The 20,015-nt window shown below is 55.4% G+C and carries 21 protein-coding genes and 1 pseudogene; 21 read left to right on the top strand and 1 reads right to left on the bottom strand.

Annotated features, from left to right (window positions below; all coding sequences use genetic code 11):
• Nucleotides 1–466 precede the first annotated feature (466 nt).
• The 9 genes and pseudogenes from C772_RS14785 to rsmI all read left to right on the top strand — a co-directional run bounded on the left by C772_RS14785 (nucleotide 467) and on the right by rsmI (nucleotide 7,125).
• Complete coding sequence (locus tag C772_RS14785) at nucleotides 467–1,906, top strand: aminotransferase class I/II-fold pyridoxal phosphate-dependent enzyme (RefSeq protein WP_008301274.1); 1,440 nt, start codon at nucleotides 467–469, stop codon at nucleotides 1,904–1,906.
• A 3-nt stretch (nucleotides 1,907–1,909) separates the two neighbouring features.
• Nucleotides 1,910–2,542 (top strand): dTMP kinase, encoded by a 633-nt coding sequence (gene tmk / locus C772_RS14780; protein WP_008301273.1) that lies wholly within the window; start codon nucleotides 1,910–1,912, stop codon nucleotides 2,540–2,542.
• Nucleotides 2,543–2,590: 48 nt separating this feature from the next.
• Nucleotides 2,591–2,920 carry a cyclic-di-AMP receptor gene (locus C772_RS14775; protein ID WP_008301272.1) on the top strand — a complete coding sequence of 110 codons (330 nt, stop codon included), beginning with the start codon at nucleotides 2,591–2,593 and terminating at the stop codon, nucleotides 2,918–2,920.
• A gap of 70 nt (nucleotides 2,921–2,990) precedes the next feature.
• On the top strand, nucleotides 2,991–3,995 hold the full coding sequence (holB, locus tag C772_RS14770; RefSeq protein ID WP_008301271.1) for a DNA polymerase III subunit delta': 1,005 nt from the start codon (nucleotides 2,991–2,993) through the stop codon (nucleotides 3,993–3,995).
• Nucleotides 3,985–4,757: pseudogene (locus tag C772_RS14765) on the top strand (PSP1 domain-containing protein). Before holB ends, C772_RS14765 begins: the two are co-directional and overlap by 11 nt.
• Before the next feature lie 24 nt (nucleotides 4,758–4,781).
• A complete protein-coding gene (gene yabA, locus C772_RS14760; protein ID WP_035002581.1) occupies nucleotides 4,782–5,144 on the top strand; it encodes a DNA replication initiation control protein YabA in 363 nt (120 codons plus the stop codon).
• 88 nt (nucleotides 5,145–5,232) lie between these two features.
• Nucleotides 5,233–5,985, top strand: a complete 753-nt coding sequence (locus tag C772_RS14755; RefSeq protein ID WP_008301267.1) for a tRNA1(Val) (adenine(37)-N6)-methyltransferase — start codon at nucleotides 5,233–5,235, stop codon at nucleotides 5,983–5,985.
• Entirely contained in the window at nucleotides 5,969–6,247 is a 279-nt protein-coding gene (locus C772_RS14750) for a GIY-YIG nuclease family protein (RefSeq protein ID WP_008301265.1), read from the top strand. The genes C772_RS14755 and C772_RS14750 overlap by 17 nt, the downstream gene beginning before the upstream one ends.
• Nucleotides 6,244–7,125 carry a 16S rRNA (cytidine(1402)-2'-O)-methyltransferase gene (rsmI, locus tag C772_RS14745; protein WP_008301264.1) on the top strand — a complete coding sequence of 294 codons (882 nt, stop codon included), beginning with the start codon at nucleotides 6,244–6,246 and terminating at the stop codon, nucleotides 7,123–7,125. Before C772_RS14750 ends, rsmI begins: the two co-directional genes overlap by 4 nt.
• Nucleotides 7,126–7,305: 180 nt before the next feature.
• On the opposite strand, the gene C772_RS14740 is transcribed toward rsmI, so the two are convergent.
• Nucleotides 7,306–7,596: an AbrB/MazE/SpoVT family DNA-binding domain-containing protein gene (locus C772_RS14740; RefSeq protein WP_008301262.1), complete on the bottom strand. Its 291-nt coding sequence runs from the start codon at nucleotides 7,594–7,596 to the stop codon at nucleotides 7,306–7,308.
• A gap of 320 nt (nucleotides 7,597–7,916) precedes the next feature.
• On the opposite strand from C772_RS14740, the gene metG reads away from it, so the two are divergent.
• From metG to C772_RS14680, 12 genes are all read left to right on the top strand, one after another.
• Entirely contained in the window at nucleotides 7,917–9,893 is a 1,977-nt protein-coding gene (metG, locus tag C772_RS14735) for a methionine--tRNA ligase (RefSeq protein ID WP_008301261.1), read from the top strand.
• 261 nt (nucleotides 9,894–10,154) lie between these two features.
• Nucleotides 10,155–10,928, top strand: coding sequence for a TatD family hydrolase (locus C772_RS14730; RefSeq protein ID WP_008301260.1), 774 nt, complete (start codon nucleotides 10,155–10,157; stop codon nucleotides 10,926–10,928).
• 117 nt (nucleotides 10,929–11,045) lie between these two features.
• Complete coding sequence (locus tag C772_RS14725; protein WP_008301259.1) at nucleotides 11,046–12,290, top strand: G5 and 3D domain-containing protein; 1,245 nt, start codon at nucleotides 11,046–11,048, stop codon at nucleotides 12,288–12,290.
• A 488-nt stretch (nucleotides 12,291–12,778) separates the two neighbouring features.
• Nucleotides 12,779–13,372, top strand: coding sequence for a ribonuclease M5 (rnmV, locus tag C772_RS14720; RefSeq protein ID WP_407637223.1), 594 nt, complete (start codon nucleotides 12,779–12,781; stop codon nucleotides 13,370–13,372).
• A complete protein-coding gene (gene rsmA / locus C772_RS14715; protein ID WP_008301257.1) occupies nucleotides 13,365–14,246 on the top strand; it encodes a 16S rRNA (adenine(1518)-N(6)/adenine(1519)-N(6))-dimethyltransferase RsmA in 882 nt (293 codons plus the stop codon). Before rnmV ends, rsmA begins: the two co-directional genes overlap by 8 nt.
• 149 nt (nucleotides 14,247–14,395) lie before the next feature.
• A complete protein-coding gene (gene veg / locus C772_RS14710; protein WP_008301256.1) occupies nucleotides 14,396–14,662 on the top strand; it encodes a biofilm formation stimulator Veg in 267 nt (88 codons plus the stop codon).
• 115 nt (nucleotides 14,663–14,777) lie between these two features.
• Entirely contained in the window at nucleotides 14,778–14,957 is a 180-nt protein-coding gene (locus C772_RS14705) for a small, acid-soluble spore protein, alpha/beta type (protein WP_008301255.1), read from the top strand.
• A gap of 123 nt (nucleotides 14,958–15,080) precedes the next feature.
• Nucleotides 15,081–15,953: a 4-(cytidine 5'-diphospho)-2-C-methyl-D-erythritol kinase gene (gene ispE / locus C772_RS14700; RefSeq protein WP_008301254.1), complete on the top strand. Its 873-nt coding sequence runs from the start codon at nucleotides 15,081–15,083 to the stop codon at nucleotides 15,951–15,953.
• Between the two features lie 94 nt (nucleotides 15,954–16,047).
• Nucleotides 16,048–16,878 carry a pur operon repressor gene (gene purR, locus C772_RS14695; RefSeq protein WP_008301253.1) on the top strand — a complete coding sequence of 277 codons (831 nt, stop codon included), beginning with the start codon at nucleotides 16,048–16,050 and terminating at the stop codon, nucleotides 16,876–16,878.
• Nucleotide 16,879: 1 nt separating this feature from the next.
• On the top strand, nucleotides 16,880–17,254 hold the full coding sequence (locus tag C772_RS14690; RefSeq protein ID WP_008301252.1) for a RidA family protein: 375 nt from the start codon (nucleotides 16,880–16,882) through the stop codon (nucleotides 17,252–17,254).
• A 192-nt stretch (nucleotides 17,255–17,446) separates the two neighbouring features.
• Nucleotides 17,447–17,734: a septation regulator SpoVG gene (spoVG, locus tag C772_RS14685; RefSeq protein WP_008301251.1), complete on the top strand. Its 288-nt coding sequence runs from the start codon at nucleotides 17,447–17,449 to the stop codon at nucleotides 17,732–17,734.
• Nucleotides 17,735–17,844: 110 nt separating this feature from the next.
• Nucleotides 17,845–19,863 (top strand): penicillin-binding transpeptidase domain-containing protein, encoded by a 2,019-nt coding sequence (locus C772_RS14680; RefSeq protein WP_008301250.1) that lies wholly within the window; start codon nucleotides 17,845–17,847, stop codon nucleotides 19,861–19,863.
• The last annotated feature ends 152 nt before the right edge of the window (nucleotides 19,864–20,015 follow it).

Genomic DNA, 20,015 nt, shown 5'->3' with positions numbered 1-20,015 from the left:
TTTTTTTGTGCTAAAAAACAGTCCGAAGGACTCATCTCCCCTCAGTGCTCATAGTAGTCCGTCAAGCACTCGCAGAACACGGCTAAGCGCTCATAGAACGGCGACATGGGGCTGTCCGAAAACTCATATTTAGCACATGGTATAGCAAACGGCACGGACGCCGGGAGACACCTGCGGGAAAAGCCGGGCTGTCGAGACCCGCTTTACGCGGGGCTCGGCGCCGGCCCGCGGTAAGCGACCAGAGTCCGTGCCGTTTGCTGTTTTATCGCGTTAATGACTTATTGGACAGCCTCTTATCCTTGTTTGTTCTCTTCACCCGCTTCTAATTGTCTTAGCGCTAATATTAGTGCTATACGATGATTACCAACGCTTTTGCAATTGGCCCCAAAACCCCTGATTCCAGTGCATGTTATAATGAACCCAACAGCAACGTTTCTACACTCGAGCAGTTAAAGGAGTTTTGGCAATGAACAGTCAGTCGCGGCGGCCGGTGGCACAAATGCTGGAGCACTTTGCAGAAAGCAGCCCGGTGTCGTTTCATGTGCCCGGACATAAAAATGGGAAACTGACGGGATTACCGGAAGCCGTCAGGGGCATGATGTCCTGGGATGTGACAGAACTGCCGGGGCTGGACGATCTCCATGCGCCGGAAGGGCCGATCCGGGAAGCCCAGGAACTTCTTGCAGACGCTTACGGCTCATACCGGAGTTTCTTTCTCATCAACGGCACGACAGCCGGTAACCTGGCGATGATTCTTGCCTCCTGCCGTCCCGGTGACCGGATCATTGTTCAGCGAAATGCGCACAAGTCCGTTTTTCACGGTTTGGTGCTTGCAGGGACTCGACCCGTCTATGTTGATCCGGTATGGGATCCGGCAACGCAGTCTCCCGGACATGCGGAAGCGGCGCTGATCCGTGAGGCTGTCCGGATGTACCCTGAGGCGAAAGCTGTCATCCTGACCAACCCGACCTATTACGGCACGGTGTCCCCGCATCTCCGGGAAATTGCGGACATCTGCCAGAATGCCGGCATGCCGCTGCTCGTAGATGAGGCGCACGGGGCGCATTTTGGGATTGGTGCGCCGTTTCCGGAACCGTCCCTTTCCCGGGGCGCTGATGTGGTCGTCCAGTCGGCGCATAAGACGCTGCCTGCGATGACGATGGCCTCGTTTCTGCATGTGGCCCACGGCTCGCTGCTTGAGGCGGAGCGGATCAGTCATTACCTCGGAATGCTGCAGTCCAGCAGCCCTTCTTATCCGCTGATGGCATCCCTTGACGATGCCCGGCATTATATTGCTACTTACACTGAAGAGGATCTGCAGGTCTTCCTCTCTTTCCATGAGGCAATGGTCGGAGAAATGAGCGCTATAGACGGTCTGTCGGTCATACAGCCGGATGATCCCCTCAAGCTCATCCTCCGTGCTGAAGGTCATTCGGGGAATGCCCTCTCAGAAGCGCTTGCCCGTGAAGGGGTTCACTCGGAACTTTCGGATCCATACCAGGCTCTGCTTGTCCTGCCTCTCCTGAAAAGGAGTCAGGACGATCTCCTGCGTGAGGTGCTTGCCGCAACCCGACGAGCGGTCGGGTCGCTGGGATCGGGCATGGAGACCGGGGAACCGGCTGTGCCGGTCACACAACCGGCCATCACGGCAGCGGACGGACCGCCGGATCTCCAACCCGGGGAGTCAGCGGAGTGGATCGATTACCACAAGTCAGAAGGGCGCCTCTCCGCGGCATCTGTCATCCCGTACCCGCCGGGCATCCCGCTTCTCCTTCCGGGAGAACCCGTCACAGGAGAGAAAATCAGGATCCTGCATAACTATCTTTCAGCCGGTACTGTGTTCCAGGGAACGCACCGGCTGGGCACACAACAAATTCTGGTCTCACGACAGTCACCGGAGGCATAATATATGAAGAAAAATGGTTTGTTTATCACATTCGAAGGGCCGGACGGGGCAGGAAAAACGTCCGTCCTTGAGATTCTGGAGCGCCGACTGGAAGAGTCGGGCACCGACTATCTGCGCACACGTGAGCCCGGAGGTATCCGGATTTCCGAGAAAATCCGTGAAATCATTCTGGATAACGATCACACAGAAATGGAAGCACGTACCGAAGCGCTGCTTTATGCGGCAGCACGGCGCCAGCATCTTATTGAAAAGATCATCCCTGCACTTAAAGACGGTAAAGTGGTCCTCTGTGACCGGTTCATTGACAGTTCGATCGCCTATCAGGGGGCGGCCCGCGGCATCGGAACCGGGGAGGTCCGCTCCATCAACCGGTTTGCGATCGGAGACACGATGCCCGACCTCACCATCCTTCTGGATGTGCCGGCCGAAGTCGGGATCCGGCGCATCAGCGAAGGCAGGGGACATGAAGTGAACCGCCTTGACGCGGAAGGACTCGATTTCCACAGAAAAGTGCGTGATGAATACTTAAGGATTGCAGAAAGTGAACCGGATCGCATCTTCTTGATTGATGCAACCGGAAGTCTCCAGGAAACCGCCGAAGTTGCCTGGAACGCCATAAAAAGTCGCATGAAGTAAAGGCCGTTTGTGCTATACTTATATAAAAGCTGGCGAGGAGTGATCCACATGAAATTGGTTGTAGCGGTCGTGCAGGACCAGGACAGCAACCGTTTATCCGCCGCTCTGACAAAAAATGACTTCCGTGCCACGAAGCTGGCCAGTACCGGTGGTTTCCTGCGCTCGGGCAACACGACTTTCCTCATCGGGACGGATGACCCGCTGGTGCCGAAACTGCTCGGCATCATTCGCGAGAACTGCCGCTCCCGTGACCAGATGGTCGCGCCCGTATCTCCGATGGGCGGAAATGCGGATTCCTACATCCCTTACCCCGTCGAAGTGGAAGTCGGCGGCGCGACAGTTTTCGTACTGCCGATTGAGCAGTTCCATCATTTCTGATTCAAGATGACCACCCGTGCCCGTGAGACTTTCGGACACGGGATTTTTCTAACAGGGGGGACGGACGCCGGTGGATACCGATAACAGCATCATACAACGCCAGCCGAAAGCAGTCTCGCTGCTTGGAGGATCCGCGGCTTCCGGTCGTGTCGCACACGCCTACCTGTTTGAGGGCGTGAAAGGTGCAGGGAAAGAAGCGATTGCCCGCTTTTTCACCCAGCTGCTTCTCTGCCTTAGTCCCATGGACGGCAAACCGTGCGGCGAATGCCGCAACTGCCGGAGAATCCGCGAGGACAACCATCCGAACGTCACGCAGATCCGCCCGGACGGACAGGACATCAAAAAAGGTCAGATATCCGACCTGATCTACAAGCTGAACAAGACGGGCCTTGAAGAAGGCCGCAAAATTTATATTCTCCACCAGGCGGACCGGATGAACATCGCCGCCGCCAACACGCTCCTGAAGTTCCTCGAGGAGCCGGAAGGGGAAGTGACCGCCATCCTGCTGACGGACCGTGCGTCGGCCATCCTGCCGACGATCCGTTCCCGCTGCCAGGAGATTCACCTCCAGCCGCCGCCGAGAGAGGCCGTATTGGAGCAATTGGTCACGGAAGGCGGGGTGACCCGCTCGATGGCGTCGACCGTCACGATGGTCACGGCCGATCCGGAAGAAGCGCTGGCGTTATCTGAAGATGAGCAATTTGGACAGGCCCGTAAGACAGTGATAAAATTGGTGGAGGCATCGGACAAAAGTATCCAGGAAGCCCTGCTGTTCATCCAGACGGACTGGGGTCCGCTCTTCAAGGAGAAGGAAGAGACCGAATTGGGGCTGGATCTGCTCCTGTTCGCCTACCGCGACATTTCCGCGGTAAAGGCGGGACTCTCCACGCCGCTTGCCTATCCGGACAACAAGTCCAGATGGGAAGAGATGGCGCTCCGGCTGACGTTCGGCCGGCTCGCTTCGATCCTCGAGGCCATCCTGAAGGCCAAGCGCAACCTCCAAAGCAATATGAACCGCACGCTTCTTATGGAACAACTGGTGCTCAACATGCAGGAGGGTCAACATGCTCTATAATGTAGTAGGCGTCCGCTTTAAAAAAGCGGGTAAGATATATTATTTTGATCCGGGCGAATACAGCCTGGAAAAAGGCGAATACGTCATTGTCGAAACGGCACGCGGTGTCGAATACGGCAAGGTCGTCATTCCGCCACGGCAGATGAGCGGAGATGATATCGTCCTGCCGCTCAAGATGATCGTCCGCCCCGCGACGGAACAGGACCGCGCTTCAGTCCGCGAGAACGAGGAAGAGGCAAAGCGGACATTCGACATCGCGGCCGGGAAGATCGGGGATCACGGACTGGAGATGAAGCTGGTCGATGTTGAATACACATTTGACCGCAACAAGATCATCTTCTACTTTACGGCGGACGGCCGTGTCGATTTCCGGAATCTCGTCAAGGATCTCGCATCGGTGTTCCGGACGAGGCGAAGATGCTCGGGGGCATCGGGCCTTGCGGGCGCATGCTCTGCTGCTCGACGTTCCTCGGTGACTTCGAGCCGGTATCGATCAAGATGGCAAAGGATCAGAACCTGTCGCTGAACCCGTCCAAGATTTCCGGGCTCTGCGGACGGCTCATGTGCTGCCTGAAGTACGAAAACGACGAATACGAGGAAGCAAAACGCCTCATGCCGGATGTCGGCACCCGTATCACCACGCCGGACGGTGCCGGCAGAGTCGTCGGGCTCAACCTGCTCGAGCGCATGCTGCAGGTGGAACTGTCCGGTGAGAAGAAAGTGATCGATTACTCGCTGGACGAAATCTTGCAATCGGTTTGACGCAATCAATATGGGGTGTGAGCATTGATGGACCGGAACTTCTTGGACAAGGTCATGGAATTCGGGCAACACCTTGAATCGGCCAACCGCCAGTATGCCGAACTGAAGGAGTCGGTCGCGCAGATGATGGAGGAGAACCATGCACTCCAGATCGAAAACCATCATCTCCGCAACCGCCTTGAAGAGATCGAGAAGCAGCTGGAGGACAAAGGCCGGAAGCCCGGGAAAAAACATCAGCCGAAATCGGCGGAGATCGGGGAAGGACATGACAACCTCGCCCGCCTTTATAATGAAGGGTTTCACGTCTGCAACGTCCACTTTGGAAGTTCGCGGAAGGGCGAGGACTGCCTGTTCTGCCTATCGTTCCTGAACAAGCAGAATGGATAATGACCGGTTCCGCTGCAGCGGAATGCGGTCTTTTCTTTTGGCTGCGGATGCCCGCAGACCCGAAATCGTTTCACGGAGGACAAACCGCATGAATATAGAACTGAACGAAGATGAACGGCTGGATGATCTGCTCGCGGAGGGACTGAAAATCATCCAGAGCCCCCAGGTGTTTTCATTTTCCCTGGATGCGGTGCTGCTGGCGAAGTTCGCCTATGTTCCGATCCGAAAATCCGGCAGCATCATTGATCTGTGCACGGGCAACGGGGCGATCCCCCTTTTCCTGAGTGCGCGGTCGAATGCATCAATCACCGGTGTCGAGCTCCAGCCGAGGCTGTCGGACATGGCGGAACGGAGTGTCGCGCTGAACGGCCTGGAGGAGAGGATCCGCATCATAACGGCAGATGTGAAGGGGATCGCGGACGTCCTCGGGCATGAAAAGCATGATACGGTGACGTGCAATCCGCCCTACTTCCCGGCGCATGAGCTGAGTGACCGGAATATGCGGGAGGAAATCGCCATTGCACGCCATGAGCTTTATCTGACACTGGACCAGGCCGTCGAAAACGCAAGCGCCCTCCTGAAGCAGGGAGGCAAGGCTGCATTTGTCCACCGGCCGGGCCGCCTGCTCGATATCATCACCTCGATGAGGCAGCACCGCCTGGAGCCGAAGCGGATCCGGTTCGTTTACCCGAAAAAGGGCAGGGATGCCAATACGCTGCTGATCGAGGGCACGAAAGACGGCAGGCCTGACCTGAAGATTCTTCCGCCGCTTTATGTCTATGAGGATGACGGGACCTATACGCCGGAAGTCCGGGAGATGCTGTATGGACCGGCCGAATGAGGGGGAGCATGTGCTCTACGTGCTCGAGTGCGCAGACGGGACATACTATGCAGGATATACGAACAACCTGGAGCGCCGGATAAAAGCGCATAACGAAGGAAAAGGCGCGAAATATACCAAACCCCGCCGTCCGGTCCGGTGCATTTTCCATGAACCGTTCGGGACCAAACAGGAAGCGATGCGCGCCGAGTACGCGTTCAAGCAGCTCAGGCGGGCGGATAAGATCGACTACATCAAACGGAATGGAGGCGGGCGTCCATGAAATCCCAGCGGAGCGTACAGGACACTGGCGGAAAGCTTTATCTTGTCGGGACACCGATCGGCAACCTGGAGGATATCACATTCCGGGCGATCCGGATCCTGAAGGAATCAGCGGTGATTGCGGCAGAAGATACGCGCAATACGAAAAAGCTGCTGAACCACTTTGACATCCATACGCCGCTTCTGAGCTATCATGAGCATAATCTGAAAGAAGGCGGGGACCGGATTTTGTCCGTGCTGGCCGATGGGGAGGATGTGGCCCTTGTGAGTGATGCGGGCATGCCGTGCATCTCTGACCCGGGGGCGGATATTGCTGCCCGGGCAATCGGGGAAGGCTATGCCGTCGTCCCGGTGCCTGGTGCCAATGCTGCGCTGTCCGCACTGATCGCCTCAGGCCTTCCGGCACAGCCTTTTCTGTTCCATGGTTTTCCGCCGAGAAAGAAAAACGACAGGCGGGAACTGTTCGGAAAAATGGCTGTGCGCGGTGAGACGGTGATTTTCTACGAATCGCCCCACCGTCTAAAGGAGTCCCTCCGAGATCTTGAGGCCGCTTTTGGAGCGGAACGGCAGGTCGCACTTGTCCGGGAACTGACGAAAAAGTTTGAGGAAATCCTGAGGGGCACCGCCCGGGAGGCGGTCGAGTATGCGGAGTCTGCGGACCTTAAGGGAGAATTCTGCATTGTTGTCGAAGGCGCCGACGCGGAAGCGGTCCAGCGTGCCGAGGAACAGTCGGAATGGTGGGCCGGACTGACGCAGAAGGCGCATGTTGAGGCTGTTATGGAGAAGGAAGGCGTTCCGCCGAAGGACGCCATCAAAATCGTGGCAAAAGAACGCGGAGAACCGAAGCGGGATATTTATCAGGCATACCATCTTGAATAATGGACGGGTACGGACCCAAAATCAAACATCAGGCCGAATGATATAAGGTCTGATGTTTTTTTTGTTTTTCTTTGTCGAACGGCTGTCTCCGCAAAGCGCCTATTTAATATGAAGAAACTCTAATTTGCGCATAACAAAAAACCGCCCGGATGGTTCCGGGCGGTCTGGGAAGATTGGTTTTTATACGTGCTGCTTCTGGCCGAGACGTTCTGTAATTTCGTCGACAAGCTTTTTCGCGCCGTCTTCGCTGAGGATCAGTTTCCCGTCGATCAGGCGGAGGTTGTCATCGGATACGTCGCCTGTGATGGCGCAAGTCATGTTTGGCATGTATTTTTTAAGGATGATCCTGTCGTCATCCACGTAGATCTCCAATGCGTCTTTTTCCTTGATGCCGAGCGTGCGGCGAAGTTCGATCGGAATGACTACTCGTCCAAGTTCATCGACTTTACGTACAATACCCGTCGATTTCATCCAGTATTGCCCCTTTCGAGTTCTATCTTATTTTTCGTCAAGATTCGACAAGCTAATTGACTGAAACTATCATACCAACTAATACCAATACCGTCAATTTACAAAGCCGAAAAGTTTTATTAAAAACAATAATTTTTCCGGCCTAAGTCAAATTTATATCATTTCGGACAATAAATAAAGTGTTTTGTTAGAACACACTCAAAAAAGTACTAATGCAGGGATAATGTTAACTGGAAATTGGCCTGCCGGCTTGCCTGCATTGAAGTGAAGGGAGTCATCCGGTAAAATGGAGGGAAATGCATATTCATGGAGGCCTAGGCATGAGTAAACAAAAAACTTTCTACCTGACGACGCCGATTTATTACCCGAGCGGCAAGTTTCACATCGGTACCGCGTACACGACGGTGGCGTCCGACACGATGTCACGCTACAAGCGGCTCCGCGGATACGATGTCCGGTTCCTGACCGGAATGGACGAGCACGGACAGAAGATCCAGCAGAAAGCCGAAGAGGCCGGCATGAACCCGCAGGAATATGTCGACGGCATAGCCGAAGGCGCGAAGAAGCTGTGGGACCTGATGGACATCTCTTACGATGACTTTATCCGGACAACCGAAAAACGCCACAAAGAAGGCGTCGAAAAGATTTTCCGGCAATTCCTTGATAACGGCGATATCTATAAGGGCGAATACGAGGGCTGGTACTGCACACCGTGCGAATCGTACTTTACCGAAGCCCAGCTGGATGACGGCAACTGCCCGGACTGCGGCCGTCCCGTCCATAAGGTGAAGGAAGAGTCCTACTTCTTCAATATGAAGAAGTATGCGGACCGCCTGCTTCAGTACTACGAAGAAAACCCTGGGTTCATCCAGCCGGAATCCCGCAAAAACGAAATGATCAACAACTTTATCAAGCCGGGTCTCGAGGATCTCTCGATTTCCCGCACATCGTTTGACTGGGGCATCCGGGTACCGGGAGATCCGAAGCATGTCATCTACGTCTGGGTGGATGCCCTGTCGAACTACATCACATCGATGGGATACGGGTCGGAGGATGACTCGCAGTTCCGCAAGTACTGGCCTGCCGATGTCCATGTCGTCGGAAAGGACATTGTCCGTTTCCACACGATCTATTGGCCGATCTTCCTCATGGCACTGGACCTCCCGCTGCCGAAGAAAGTATTCGCGCACGGATTTATCATGATGAAGGACGGAAAAATGTCGAAGTCAAAAGGCAACGTCGTTTATCCGGAAATGCTGATCGAGCGCTACGGCCTGGATGCGACCCGCTACTTCCTTCTTCGTGAGCTGCCGTTCGGTTCGGATGGTGTGTTCTCGCCGGAAGCATTCGTCGAACGCATGAACTACGACCTGGCGAATGACCTCGGCAACTTGCTTAACCGTACGGTGTCGATGGTGAACAAGTACTGCGGCGGGCTCGTTCCGTCCAACCCGGAAAGCTCGACGGAATTCGACGAGTCGCTTCGCGGAGTGATGAAAGAAACCGTGCGGAAATACGAGCAGGGCATGGAAAACATGCAGTTCAGTGTTGTCCTGTCCGATATCTGGGCACTGGTTTCCCGTACGAATAAATACATCGACGAGACCCAGCCTTGGGTGCTCGCGAAGGACGAGGCGAGAAAGGGCGAGCTTGACTCCGTCATGCATCATCTCGTGGCAAGCCTTCACGAAATTGCCGTCCTGATCCAGCCGTTTATGACGAAAGCGCCGAAGCAGATTGTCAGCCAGCTCGGCCTCGGCGAAGAAACGCTTGCCTGGGAGACACTGAGCGGCGGTGCGATCAAGGAAGGCACGAAAGTCGTCGAAAAAGGGACACCGGTGTTCCCGCGTCTCGACCCGGAAGTGGAGATTGCCTATATCCGCGGCGAAATGCAGAAATCGGTCCAGCCGCAGGCGGAAGAAGCCGCAGCGGGCGAAGACAGCGCTGCGCAATCCCCGGAAAAGCCGGACGTTTCCGAAATCATGATCGATGATTTTGCAAAAGTCGACCTCCGGGTGGCGACGGTGACCGCCTGCGAGAAAGTGCCGAAGGCGGACAAACTGCTGAAGCTTCAGCTTGACCTCGGCTATGAGACCCGCCAGGTGGTTTCCGGCATCGCGAAGTTCTATGAGCCGGAATCGCTCGTGGGCGAGAAAGTCATCGTCGTTGCCAACCTGAAACCGGCGAAACTGCGGGGAGAACTTTCCCAGGGCATGATTCTTGCGGGTGAGCAGGACGGCGTCCTCAAACTTGCATCGGTTGACCCGGCACTTCCGAACGGTACACAGATCCGGTGATTCCGGACGCATATGCAACGTTCATCATGACCTGAAACGATAGAAAACCGGAGGACTTTTGTCCTCCGGTTTTCCGTTTTCTGGATGACGGGATTCGGTTTCTTTGACTTTTACCATGACTTCCCTTACAAATTGAGAAGTCTCGAAATAGAGCCTTGTAATTAAACTAAATCTAATTTGTAATCTAAATGTAATAGAACTGTGAAATTTGAAAAAGGATTTATGTATAGACTTGAACAATACATTGGGAGAGTGAAACGCATGCTGATCGACACACATGTGCATTTGAATGCAGACCAATACGAGGAGGATGTCGATGAGGTGATCCGCCGTGCGCTTGACGCGGGCGTCGAAAAAATGGTCGTCGTCGGGTTTGACCGGCCGACCATCCGGCGCGCGCTCGAGCTTGCAGAAACGTATCCGTTCATCTACCTGGTGATCGGCTGGCATCCGGTCGACGCAGTCGACTGCACGGAAGAAGATCTCCAATGGATTGAGGAAATAGCAGCCGAACATCCGAAAGTTGTCGGCATCGGCGAGACCGGTCTCGACTATCATTGGGACAAATCGCCGAAGGACGTCCAGCAGGAGCTGTTCCGCAGGCAAATCGCGCTTGCGAAAAAGCTGAAGCTTCCGGTCATTATCCATAACCGCGATGCAACAGGCGATGTGGTCCGCATCCTCAAAGAAGAACATGCGGCAGAGACGGGCGGCATCATGCACTGCTTCAGCGGCAGCCCGGAAACGGCAAAAGAATGTGTGGAGATGAATTTCATGATCTCCCTCGGCGGGCCGGTGACATTCAAAAACGCCAGGCAGCCAAAAGAAGTCGCTAAGGAAATCTCGCTTGATCATCTGCTTGTCGAGACCGATGCGCCGTATCTTGCGCCTCACCCGTACCGGGGCAAGCGCAATGAGCCGTCCTACGTCCGGCTCGTGGCGGAGCAGATCGCCGAGCTCAAGGAAATTCCTTTTGAGGAAGTAGCCCGCAAGACTACCGAAAACGCTATGAAAATTTTTGAGATTCGTGAATAGAAGGGTCTAAACCGGCCTACACTTCATCCGTGCTGCGGCACAGGAAAAATCCGGTTCGGTTGACAATCCGGAAAACCGGCCGCTATAATCACTCGGGTGATAAGGAGGAGTTTTTTAGTGTCTATGAATTCCACGGAAAACAAGCATCCCAGATTTATGACAGGCAAGAAGATCATCATGTCCATCCTGACGATCGCGCTGTTCGCGGGCGTCATCACATACGCAGTCTATGAGGGGACCAAAAAGAACGTCACCCTATCCGAAGACGGAGAGCAGACGGAATTCCGCACGCATGCGGGTACAGTCGGCGAACTGCTGAATGAGCAGGACATCGCAGTGGGCGAACATGATGACCTCTCGCCTGCCAAAGATACGGAACTCGAGGACGGTGCGTCCATCGAGTGGAAAAAAGCCAGACAGTTTACGATCAGCGTAGACGGAGAAGAAAGCAAAGTCTGGTCGACAAAAGAGGATGTCGATGCGCTTCTGGCGGAAGCCGGCATCGAACTCAATGAACATGACGCCATCACGCCGGCACGCGGCAGCGAGCTCGGTGAAACGGATACCGTCAATATTGAGAAAGCATATCAAGTTGCCATGATCGACGGGGGACAGGAAAGCAAGGTCTGGACCACTTCGACTACGGTCGCTGACTTTTTAAGCAAGCAGGGCATCAAGCTCGGTGAGAACGACCGCGTGGAACAGGGCCTGGATGAAACCGTCAAGCCGGGATCCAGCGTCAAGGTCGTCCGGGTAGAAAAGGTCACCGATGTAGTGGAAGAATCGACGGACTTCACCGTACAGACGAAGAAAGACAACAGCCTGCTGAAAGGCAAGGAGAAAGTCGTCCAAAACGGTGAAGCAGGTAAAGTGGAACGCACGTATGAAGTCATCAAAGAAGACGGCAAGGAAGTCACACGAAAGCTCCAAAATGAAAAAGTGATCAAAAAGCCGGTAAACAAAGTGGTCGCAGTCGGTACAAAAGCCCCTGTGCCTGCAAAGGCAGTCGCCTCGAAATCTTCCGGCAAGGTCGTGCAGGCATCGGCCTCCCGCAATGAGGCACCGTCCGGCGGCAAGGAATTCTATGTAACGGCTACCGCCTACACGGCATCCTGCAACGGCTGCTCGGGCATCACGGCAACAGGCATCAACCTGAAGGCCAACCCGGGCGCAAAAGTCATCGCGGTTGACCCGCGCGTCATCCCGCTCGGCTCCAAAGTCTGGGTGGAAGGCTACGGCACGGCCATCGCAGGTGACACCGGCGGCGCGATCAAAGGCAACAAGATCGACGTCTTCGTCCCGACAAAAGACCAGGCCTACAGCTTCGGCCGCAAAAAAGTGAAAATCAAGATCCTTAACTGAGGATGAACGGATCCGCGGCCAGGTGCCGCGGATTTTTTATCTGCTTGGCCAGTGAGCTGAAATATGGGACACGGATGAAGCATGGTCCGCAGAGTTGCAATATGGAGTCGGCAAATACAATATAGGCGGCTAATTTGCAGCATGGCTTCCGGAGCTGAAATATGAGGAGCAGATTTGAAATATGGAAGCAGGAAATACAATAAGACCTCGTAAGTTGAAATATGGCTCCGGAAATTGCAATACTGCTTGCGCCGGTCGTTCTCCTGTTTGCACCAACTCGGGTAACTAAGCCTGGTTCAAGGTGACATTAGATTAACTTAAGACTGATCAAAGGCTGATATAAAGTTGGGGGACAGACACAGGGGGATTGAGAAACGGGCAGAGGGAATTGTCAGTGCTTATGTTAGCAGGTGCATGGGGACCCTAAGGATACGCCAACGTACCGGCTTTCTGTACATTCAGGCCGTCTGCCGGTAAAATTGGAGGAAATGAACGAAAGAATGGGATCATCAGTGACTATTGAAGAAATCATCGTCGTGGAGGGCAAGTCGGATACCATTGCCGTACGGCGCGCGACCGGAGCGGACACAATCGAAACGAACGGCTCCGCCGTATCCAAGGAAACGCTCATGAAGATCCGGCACGCCCAGGAAAAACGGGGCGTCATCGTCTTCACTGACCCGGACTATCCTGGGCAGCGCATCCGCGCGATCATCGAGGAGCATGTGCCGGGCGTGAAGCATGCCTTCCTTCCGAAGGCACAGTCCATCTCGGAAAACGGCCGGAAAGTCGGCATTGAGCATGCCGCGGACGAAGACATCAGAGCGGCGCTTGCAGCCGTCCGGACGCCGGTGCAGGAAGGCGGCGGGGAACCGCCCGTCACCGATGCCGAGCTGGTCAGCCTGCGGCTTGTCGGTCATCCGGATGCCAGGCGCAGGCGCGAGCGGCTCGGCCTCCTGCTGCAGATCGGACAGACCAACGGCAAGCAGCTCGCCAAGCGGCTCGCCATGTTCCGGATCAGCCGGGAGGAATTCCTGGACGCGGTCCAAGCCATTGACGAAGAAGGAGACATCCATGCATAGAGACATCGCCACACCCGGACGGACGAAGGAGATCCTCGACAAGTACGGGTTTTCATTTAAAAAGAGCCTCGGCCAAAACTTCCTGATCGATCCGAACGTCCTGCACAAAATCGTGTCATTTGCGGGCCTGACCGAGAAGTCGGGCGCAATCGAGATCGGTCCCGGGATCGGTGCGCTCACCGAGCACCTCGCCAGGAATTCCGGAAAGGTTGTTGCGTTCGAGATCGACCAGCGCCTGCTGCCGGTACTGGAGGACACGCTTTCGCCTTACGATAATGTGAAGGTTATCCATAAGGACATTCTCGAGGCGGACGTCGCGGCAGTAATCGGGGACGAATTTGCCGGCATGGAACATATCGCCGTGGTTGCGAACCTCCCGTATTACGTCACGACGCCAATCCTGATGAAGCTGCTTGAGGACCGCCTGCCGATCGACTCATTCACTGTCATGATGCAGAAGGAAGTGGCGGACCGGATCAGCGCAAAGCCGGGCACGAAAGAATACGGCTCGCTGTCCATCGCGATCGAATACTACACCGAGGCGCAGACGGTCATGACAGTGCCGAAGACCGTCTTTATGCCGCAGCCGAACGTCGCATCGGCGGTCGTCCACCTGAAGCGCAGGAGTGTGCCGCCGGTTGCTGTCAGAGACGAGGACTTTCTGTTCAGGGTGACGAGGGGATCATTTGTCCAGCGCAGGAAAACGATCCTGAACAACCTGCAGACATCACTTCCGGACGGCAAGGAACGGAAAGCGGAAATTGCGGAAGCGCTCGGAGAAGCGGGCGTTGATCCGGGCCGCCGCGGAGAGACCCTGACGCTCGAAGAATTTGGCCGGCTTGCCGATGCGCTGTATCCGAAATTTGGCGGATAATTGTTACAAAAAAATTGCAAAGCCATTAAAAGTGGAAAATGCAGAAGAAAAAACATTGACATACGAACAGCGCATTGATAAAATTTTAAATTTAATTGACAGAAACTTTGAAATGTGTTATCCTTACATACAGTGAGGTGTAAGCGATAATGCCAAAAACATTAGCTGATATCAAGAAGGCGCTCGATTCTCATTTAGGTCAGCGTTTGCAACTTAAGGCGAATGGCGGCCGGAAAAAGACGATTGAGCGTGCCGGTGTCCTTCGGGAAACGTATCATGCCGTCTTTGTCATTGAGCTCGACCAGGAGGAGCATTCGTTCGAGCGGGTCTCCTACAGTTATACCGATCTTTTGACGGAGGCCGTGGAACTGACATTCATCAACGGCTCAGAGAAAATGGATTTTGTCGTGAAGTAATGCAATTATTTATCCCATTTTTGCCCGGTCAAAACCTTTCTGGAAGGTTTTGACCGGGTTCTTTTTTCATTTGGAGACATACTACATGTGTCAGCCGAAGAGGAGGAAAAACCGAATGGCTAGAAACGGCGGAGTAATGTCCCAGCGTCTTAAGGAAGAGATCGCGAAGGAACTTGGATTTTACGATGTTGTGCAGCAGGAAGGTTGGGGAGGCATCAAGGCGCGTGACGCCGGTAACATGGTGAAGCGGGCGATCGAGATGGCGGAGCGGAACATGGGCGAAGGCCGAAAGTAACGCTTCTGTAACCCAAAATCCAAAAACGGCTGACACCGGGCAGACGGAATTTTTTCCGTCTGCTTTTTCCATTCTCCCTGCCTATGGTAAAATAGGGGCATTGAATTTTGGGGAGGTGCCTTCATGATCCATGAAAAAGCACCGGCGAAGATTAACCTGACCCTCGACGTCCTCGGCAAGCGCCCGGACGGCTACCACGAGGTCGAGATGATTATGACGACGGTCGACCTGTACGACCGGCTGACCATCGAAGGCGCCAGGGACGGGAAGATTGTCATCAAGTCCTCCGACCGCTATGTGCCGGATGACCGGCGCAACCTGGTCTACCAGGCGGCGGACCTTCTCCGCAGGCGAATGGGCATCCGGGACGGCGTGACCTTTACGCTGGACAAGCGCATCCCGGTCGCCGCGGGACTTGCCGGCGGCAGCAGTGACGCCGCAGCGGCGCTCCGCGGGCTGAACCGGTTCTGGAAGCTCGGCCTGTCGCTGGACGAACTGGCGGAAATCGGGGCGGAGATCGGATCGGATGTCCCGTTCTGTGTATACGGCGGGACGGCATTTGCAACGGGGCGCGGAGAGAAGATCCGCCACCTGCCGGCCCCGCCGAATTGCTGGGTGATTCTGGCGAAGCCGGATATCGGCGTATCAACGGCGGACGTCTACGGGAAGTTCGACCTGTCCCGCGCCCGCCATCCGGATATCACAGCGATGGAGGCTGCGCTCCGCAACGGGGACTACAATGGAGTCTGCCGTAACCTGGGCAATGTGCTTGAGCCGGTGACGATGGAGATGCACCGCGAAGTCGCCATGCTCAAGGACGGCATGGAGCGGTTCGGCGCGGATGCCGTACTCATGAGCGGCAGCGGCCCGACGGTTTTCGGGCTGGTTTCACAGGAGGCACGGGTTGCCCGCATCGTCAATGGTCTGAACGGTTTTTGTCCGGAAGTGCACGCTGTCCGCATGCTTGGCGGACGGAACAGCACCCGGCTTGATTAAATCCGGATGTTTATGTTAATGTGAAGGTAAATTATTCGGATTTTACGAAAAGCCGGCTAGTTCCGGTTCAGACATAGGCTCAGAGGTGGACATCTTGAAATGGAAGCGCAGTGAACGGCTTGTCGACATGACCCAATATTTACTGGCCCATCCGCATACGCTGATCCCGCTCACACACTTTTCCTCCGCGTACGATGCGGCAAAATCCTCGATCAGCGAGGATCTTGCCATCGTCAAGGGAACGTTCGAGGAGCGGGGAACCGGCCGGCTCATCACCGTGCCCGGAGCGGCAGGCGGCGTGAAGTACATACCCGACGCCAGCAGGGAAGAGGCGCAGGAAATCATCGGTGACTTCATGGAAGCACTCAGCGATCCCGGCCGGCTGCTTCCGGGCGGATACCTGTTCATGACAGATCTGCTTGGCAATCCGGGGCTCATGGACCGGATCGGCCGGCTGTTCGCTGCACGGTACAAGGACTCGGATATTGATGCGATCATGACCGTCGCGACCAAGGGCATCCCGATTGCACATGCGATCGCCCGCCATCTGAACGTTCCCGTCGTCGTCGTGCGGAGGGACAGCAAAGTGACGGAGGGATCGACGGTCAGCATCAACTATGTTTCCGGTTCGAGCCGGCGCATCCAGACGATGGTCCTTTCCAAGCGCAGCATGCAGAGCGGCCAGCGCGTGCTTCTCACCGACGATTTCATGAAAGTCGGCGGGACGATGAACGGCATGAAGAACCTCCTTGCCGAATTTGACTGTGAGCCGGCGGGTGTTGCCGTGCTCGTCGAGTCGGAGGACGTGCAGGAGGAGCGGCTCGTGGAAGACTATGTGTCTCTCGTGAGGCTGCGCCAGGTCAATGAAAAAGAACGCACGATCGAACTTGTGGAAGGCAACTATTTCAGGGAAGGTGGAAACTGATATGAACTTGATCCAGACAGACAAGGCGCCTGCAGCAATCGGCCCTTACTCGCAGGGCATTGTAACAGGCGGCATCGTTTACACATCCGGCCAGATCCCGCTCACTCCCGAAGGAAGCCTCGTGGAAGGCGGCGTCGAAGAACAGACGCACCAGGTTTTCAAAAACCTCTCGGCCGTACTGGAAGCGGGCGGTTCCTCGCTTGACCGCGTCATCAAGGCAACCGTCTTCATCAAGGATATGAATGATTTTGGCACGATCAACGAAATCTATGCATCCTACTTCGGTGACCACAAGCCGGCACGCTCCTGTGTGGAAGTCGCCCGCCTTCCGAAAGACGTCCTCGTCGAAATCGAAGCGGTCGCCCTTGCCAAGTAAGAGATTCAAAGACAACGGCAGCTCCCTATGCGGAGCTGCCGTTTTATTATGCGGAAATCTCCAACGGATCCCGTGAGCCGGTGCATGAACATCCCCAACTTTGAATAGTTTAAAAATTTCGTATTGTAAGAAGGGGATTTACCATTTATATTGAATATAGACAACCAAGAAGGTGCTGAAGGTGGTGAAAATGTGGAAGTAACTGACGTGAGACTTCGTAGGGTAGAGACTGATGGCCGCATGCGGGCCATTGCTTCCATCACAATTGATGAGGCATTCGTGGTCCATGATATCCGGGTCATCGACGGCAACGACGGCCTGTTCGTCGCCATGCCGAGCAAACGGACGCCGGATGGCGAGTTCCGGGATGTGGCGCATCCGATCAATTCGGATACGCGGCAGATGATCCAGGAAGCTGTGCTGGGTGCCTATCACCTGACCAAAGAAGAAGAACCGACTCTCGAAGGGGCCGGCGCATAACCGCCCCCTGCCAGCCGTCCCCGTTTCCGGTGACGGTTTTTTCATATTCCTCCCGTCTGTCGCCTTTTTCAAATTCTTGTTAAACTGGAAAGACGCGAGGGAGGGTCAACATGAAAAAGATACTGCTCGGCACCGTCATACTCCTGCTGGTTTTCCTGGCAGGATGCCTGGACAAGCCGACACCGGAAGAACGGCTGGCGGAGTATGTCAGCCATTGGAACAAAGGCGACTTTGCCGTGATGTATGACCGCTATCTGACTGCCAAGACGAAAAAGGCTTTTCCGGAAGACGACTTCGTCACGCGCCAGGAAAACCTCTCTGAAGACCTCGGGATCGGCAACCTGGAGGTGACTTATGAAAAGCCCGGTGAGGACGCCAAATGGGACAAGGACCAGCCCGCCGAATTCAACATCCGGGTGAAGATGGAGACGCTTGCCGGTCCGGTTGAGTTCGACAAGCCGATCAGGCTCCGCCATGAGGAGCGGGAAAACGAGAAAAACTGGTTTGTCGAATGGGATCCTTCCTACATCTTCCCGGATCTGGAGCCCGGTGATGAAATCGGCGTTTCCCGCACAGAAGCGAAACGGGGAGAAATTGTCGACAGGGCCGGCATCCCAATTGCGAAAAACGGCACCGGCTATCAGGTCGGCATTGTTCCCGAAAAGCTGGATGAAACCAGAAAAGCGGACATCGCCCAACTGCTCGGCACCACGCCGGAGGCCATCGACACCAGCCTGAATGCGGCATGGGTCAAGCCGGATCTGTTTGTCCCGATCGGAAAGACGGCCAAAGGTAATCCCGCACGGCTGGAGCAGCTGCTTGAGATCCCCGGTGTCGCGGCACGGGAAATCGGCATGCGGGAGTATCCCTACGGCCCGGCACTGGCCCATCTGACCGGCTATATCGGTTCGATTTCCGCCGAACAGCTGGAAAAGCTGGAGGACAAGGGCTACTCGGAGACCGACCAGATCGGCAGACGCGGCCTGGAGAGCCTGCTTGAGGACCGGCTCCGCGGCACGGATGGCATGAAGATCACCATCAGGAAAGCGCAGGAAGGCCTGGAGCCGGTGACCGTCGCCGAGCGCGCACCGGAAGACGGGGAAACAGTCAAGCTGACCATCGATGCCGAACTGCAGAAGGTCACCTACGATTCGATGAAGGGAGAGCCGGGCACAGCTGCTTCCGTCGATCCGGAAACCGGGGAAGTGCTGGCACTCGTCAGTTCCCCGGCCTATGACCCGAATGAGTTCATCACCGGAATGAGCGGTGCACGATACCGCGAGCTTGAGGAAGATGAAAAGACGCCGCTGTTCAACCGTTTTGCCCAGAGTTATGCGCCGGGTTCGACCATAAAGCCGATTACGGCGGCCATCGGAATAAAAGCAGGCACACTTGATCCGGCGGAAGGACTCACGATTACGGGAAAGACTTGGCAGAAAGATGCTTCCTGGGGATCGTACCGGGTGTCCCGCGTGCATCCGGAGGCTCCGAACCCGATTGACCTGAACCGGGCGATGGTTTACTCGGACAACATCTATTTCGCTCAGCAGGCGCTCGCAATGGGGAAGGACACTTTGGTGGAAGGCCTGAAACAGTTCGGCTTCGGCGAGCCGATCCCCCTCGAGGCGATGGAGCTGAAGGCTTCCCAAGTCTCCAATAACGGCACGATCGGCTCGGAAGGCCAGCTGGCAGATACATCATTCGGCCAGGGCCAGATGCTGACGAACATTCTGCATCTCGCATCGATATACCAGCCGATTTTGACAGGCGGTACGATGCATAAGCCCACCTTGCTGTTTGACGAGGAAGACGGGCAAGTATGGAAAGAAGGACTGATTGACCCGGCACATGCCGAGATGATCCGATCCACGCTCCGAAACGTCGTGCTGGACGGCTTCGCCCAGTCTGCGAATCTCGCGGACGTCCCGATCGCGGGCAAGACAGGCACGGCCGAACTGAAGGCGGCCGGAGAAGACCGGGGCAAGGAAAATGGCTATTTCGTTTCCTATCCTGCCGAACAACCGTCATTCATCCTGGCGATGATGGTGGAAAACATTGAAGACAACGGCGGCAGCGACTATGTCGCGGCCATGGCAGCGGAAGTCCACCGTTATGCGTCCGGACGATAAGCCCATTCATGCAGCTGCTCCCGTCCGGGAGCGGCTGCTTTGTGGGAATGGCCAAAACTTTCTGCGGCTGGTGTTTGCCGTATCATGATGGACTTGGTATTCCGGGGCAGGAACGTCCGGTGTCCCGGATGTCAAGCCTGCGCCCTGTAAAT

The organism is Bhargavaea cecembensis DSE10, assembly GCF_000348905.1.
In the GTDB taxonomy this organism is placed as follows: Bacteria; Bacillota; Bacilli; order Bacillales_A; family Planococcaceae; genus Bhargavaea; species Bhargavaea cecembensis.
The sequence above is the reverse complement of the archived record's forward strand: the minus strand, read 5'-3'. Positions and strand labels throughout refer to the sequence as shown.

What these genes read in the sequence shown, in the direction of transcription:
- C772_RS14785 (WP_008301274.1), top strand. Translation starts at nt 467, where the DNA reads ATGAACAGTCAGTCGCGGCGGCCGGTGGCACAAATGCTGGAGCACTTT.
- tmk (WP_008301273.1), top strand. Translation starts at nt 1,910, where the DNA reads ATGAAGAAAAATGGTTTGTTTATCACATTCGAAGGGCCGGACGGGGCA.
- C772_RS14775 (WP_008301272.1), top strand. Translation starts at nt 2,591, where the DNA reads ATGAAATTGGTTGTAGCGGTCGTGCAGGACCAGGACAGCAACCGTTTA.
- C772_RS14755 (WP_008301267.1), top strand. Translation starts at nt 5,233, where the DNA reads ATGAATATAGAACTGAACGAAGATGAACGGCTGGATGATCTGCTCGCG.
- C772_RS14750 (WP_008301265.1), top strand. Translation starts at nt 5,969, where the DNA reads ATGGACCGGCCGAATGAGGGGGAGCATGTGCTCTACGTGCTCGAGTGC.
- rsmI (WP_008301264.1), top strand. Translation starts at nt 6,244, where the DNA reads ATGAAATCCCAGCGGAGCGTACAGGACACTGGCGGAAAGCTTTATCTT.
- C772_RS14740 (WP_008301262.1), bottom strand. Translation starts at nt 7,596, where the DNA reads ATGAAATCGACGGGTATTGTACGTAAAGTCGATGAACTTGGACGAGTA.
- metG (WP_008301261.1), top strand. Translation starts at nt 7,917, where the DNA reads ATGAGTAAACAAAAAACTTTCTACCTGACGACGCCGATTTATTACCCG.
- C772_RS14730 (WP_008301260.1), top strand. Translation starts at nt 10,155, where the DNA reads ATGCTGATCGACACACATGTGCATTTGAATGCAGACCAATACGAGGAG.
- rnmV (WP_407637223.1), top strand. Translation starts at nt 12,779, where the DNA reads ATGAACGAAAGAATGGGATCATCAGTGACTATTGAAGAAATCATCGTC.
- rsmA (WP_008301257.1), top strand. Translation starts at nt 13,365, where the DNA reads ATGCATAGAGACATCGCCACACCCGGACGGACGAAGGAGATCCTCGAC.
- veg (WP_008301256.1), top strand. Translation starts at nt 14,396, where the DNA reads ATGCCAAAAACATTAGCTGATATCAAGAAGGCGCTCGATTCTCATTTA.
- C772_RS14705 (WP_008301255.1), top strand. Translation starts at nt 14,778, where the DNA reads ATGGCTAGAAACGGCGGAGTAATGTCCCAGCGTCTTAAGGAAGAGATC.
- ispE (WP_008301254.1), top strand. Translation starts at nt 15,081, where the DNA reads ATGATCCATGAAAAAGCACCGGCGAAGATTAACCTGACCCTCGACGTC.
- C772_RS14690 (WP_008301252.1), top strand. Translation starts at nt 16,880, where the DNA reads ATGAACTTGATCCAGACAGACAAGGCGCCTGCAGCAATCGGCCCTTAC.
- C772_RS14680 (WP_008301250.1), top strand. Translation starts at nt 17,845, where the DNA reads ATGAAAAAGATACTGCTCGGCACCGTCATACTCCTGCTGGTTTTCCTG.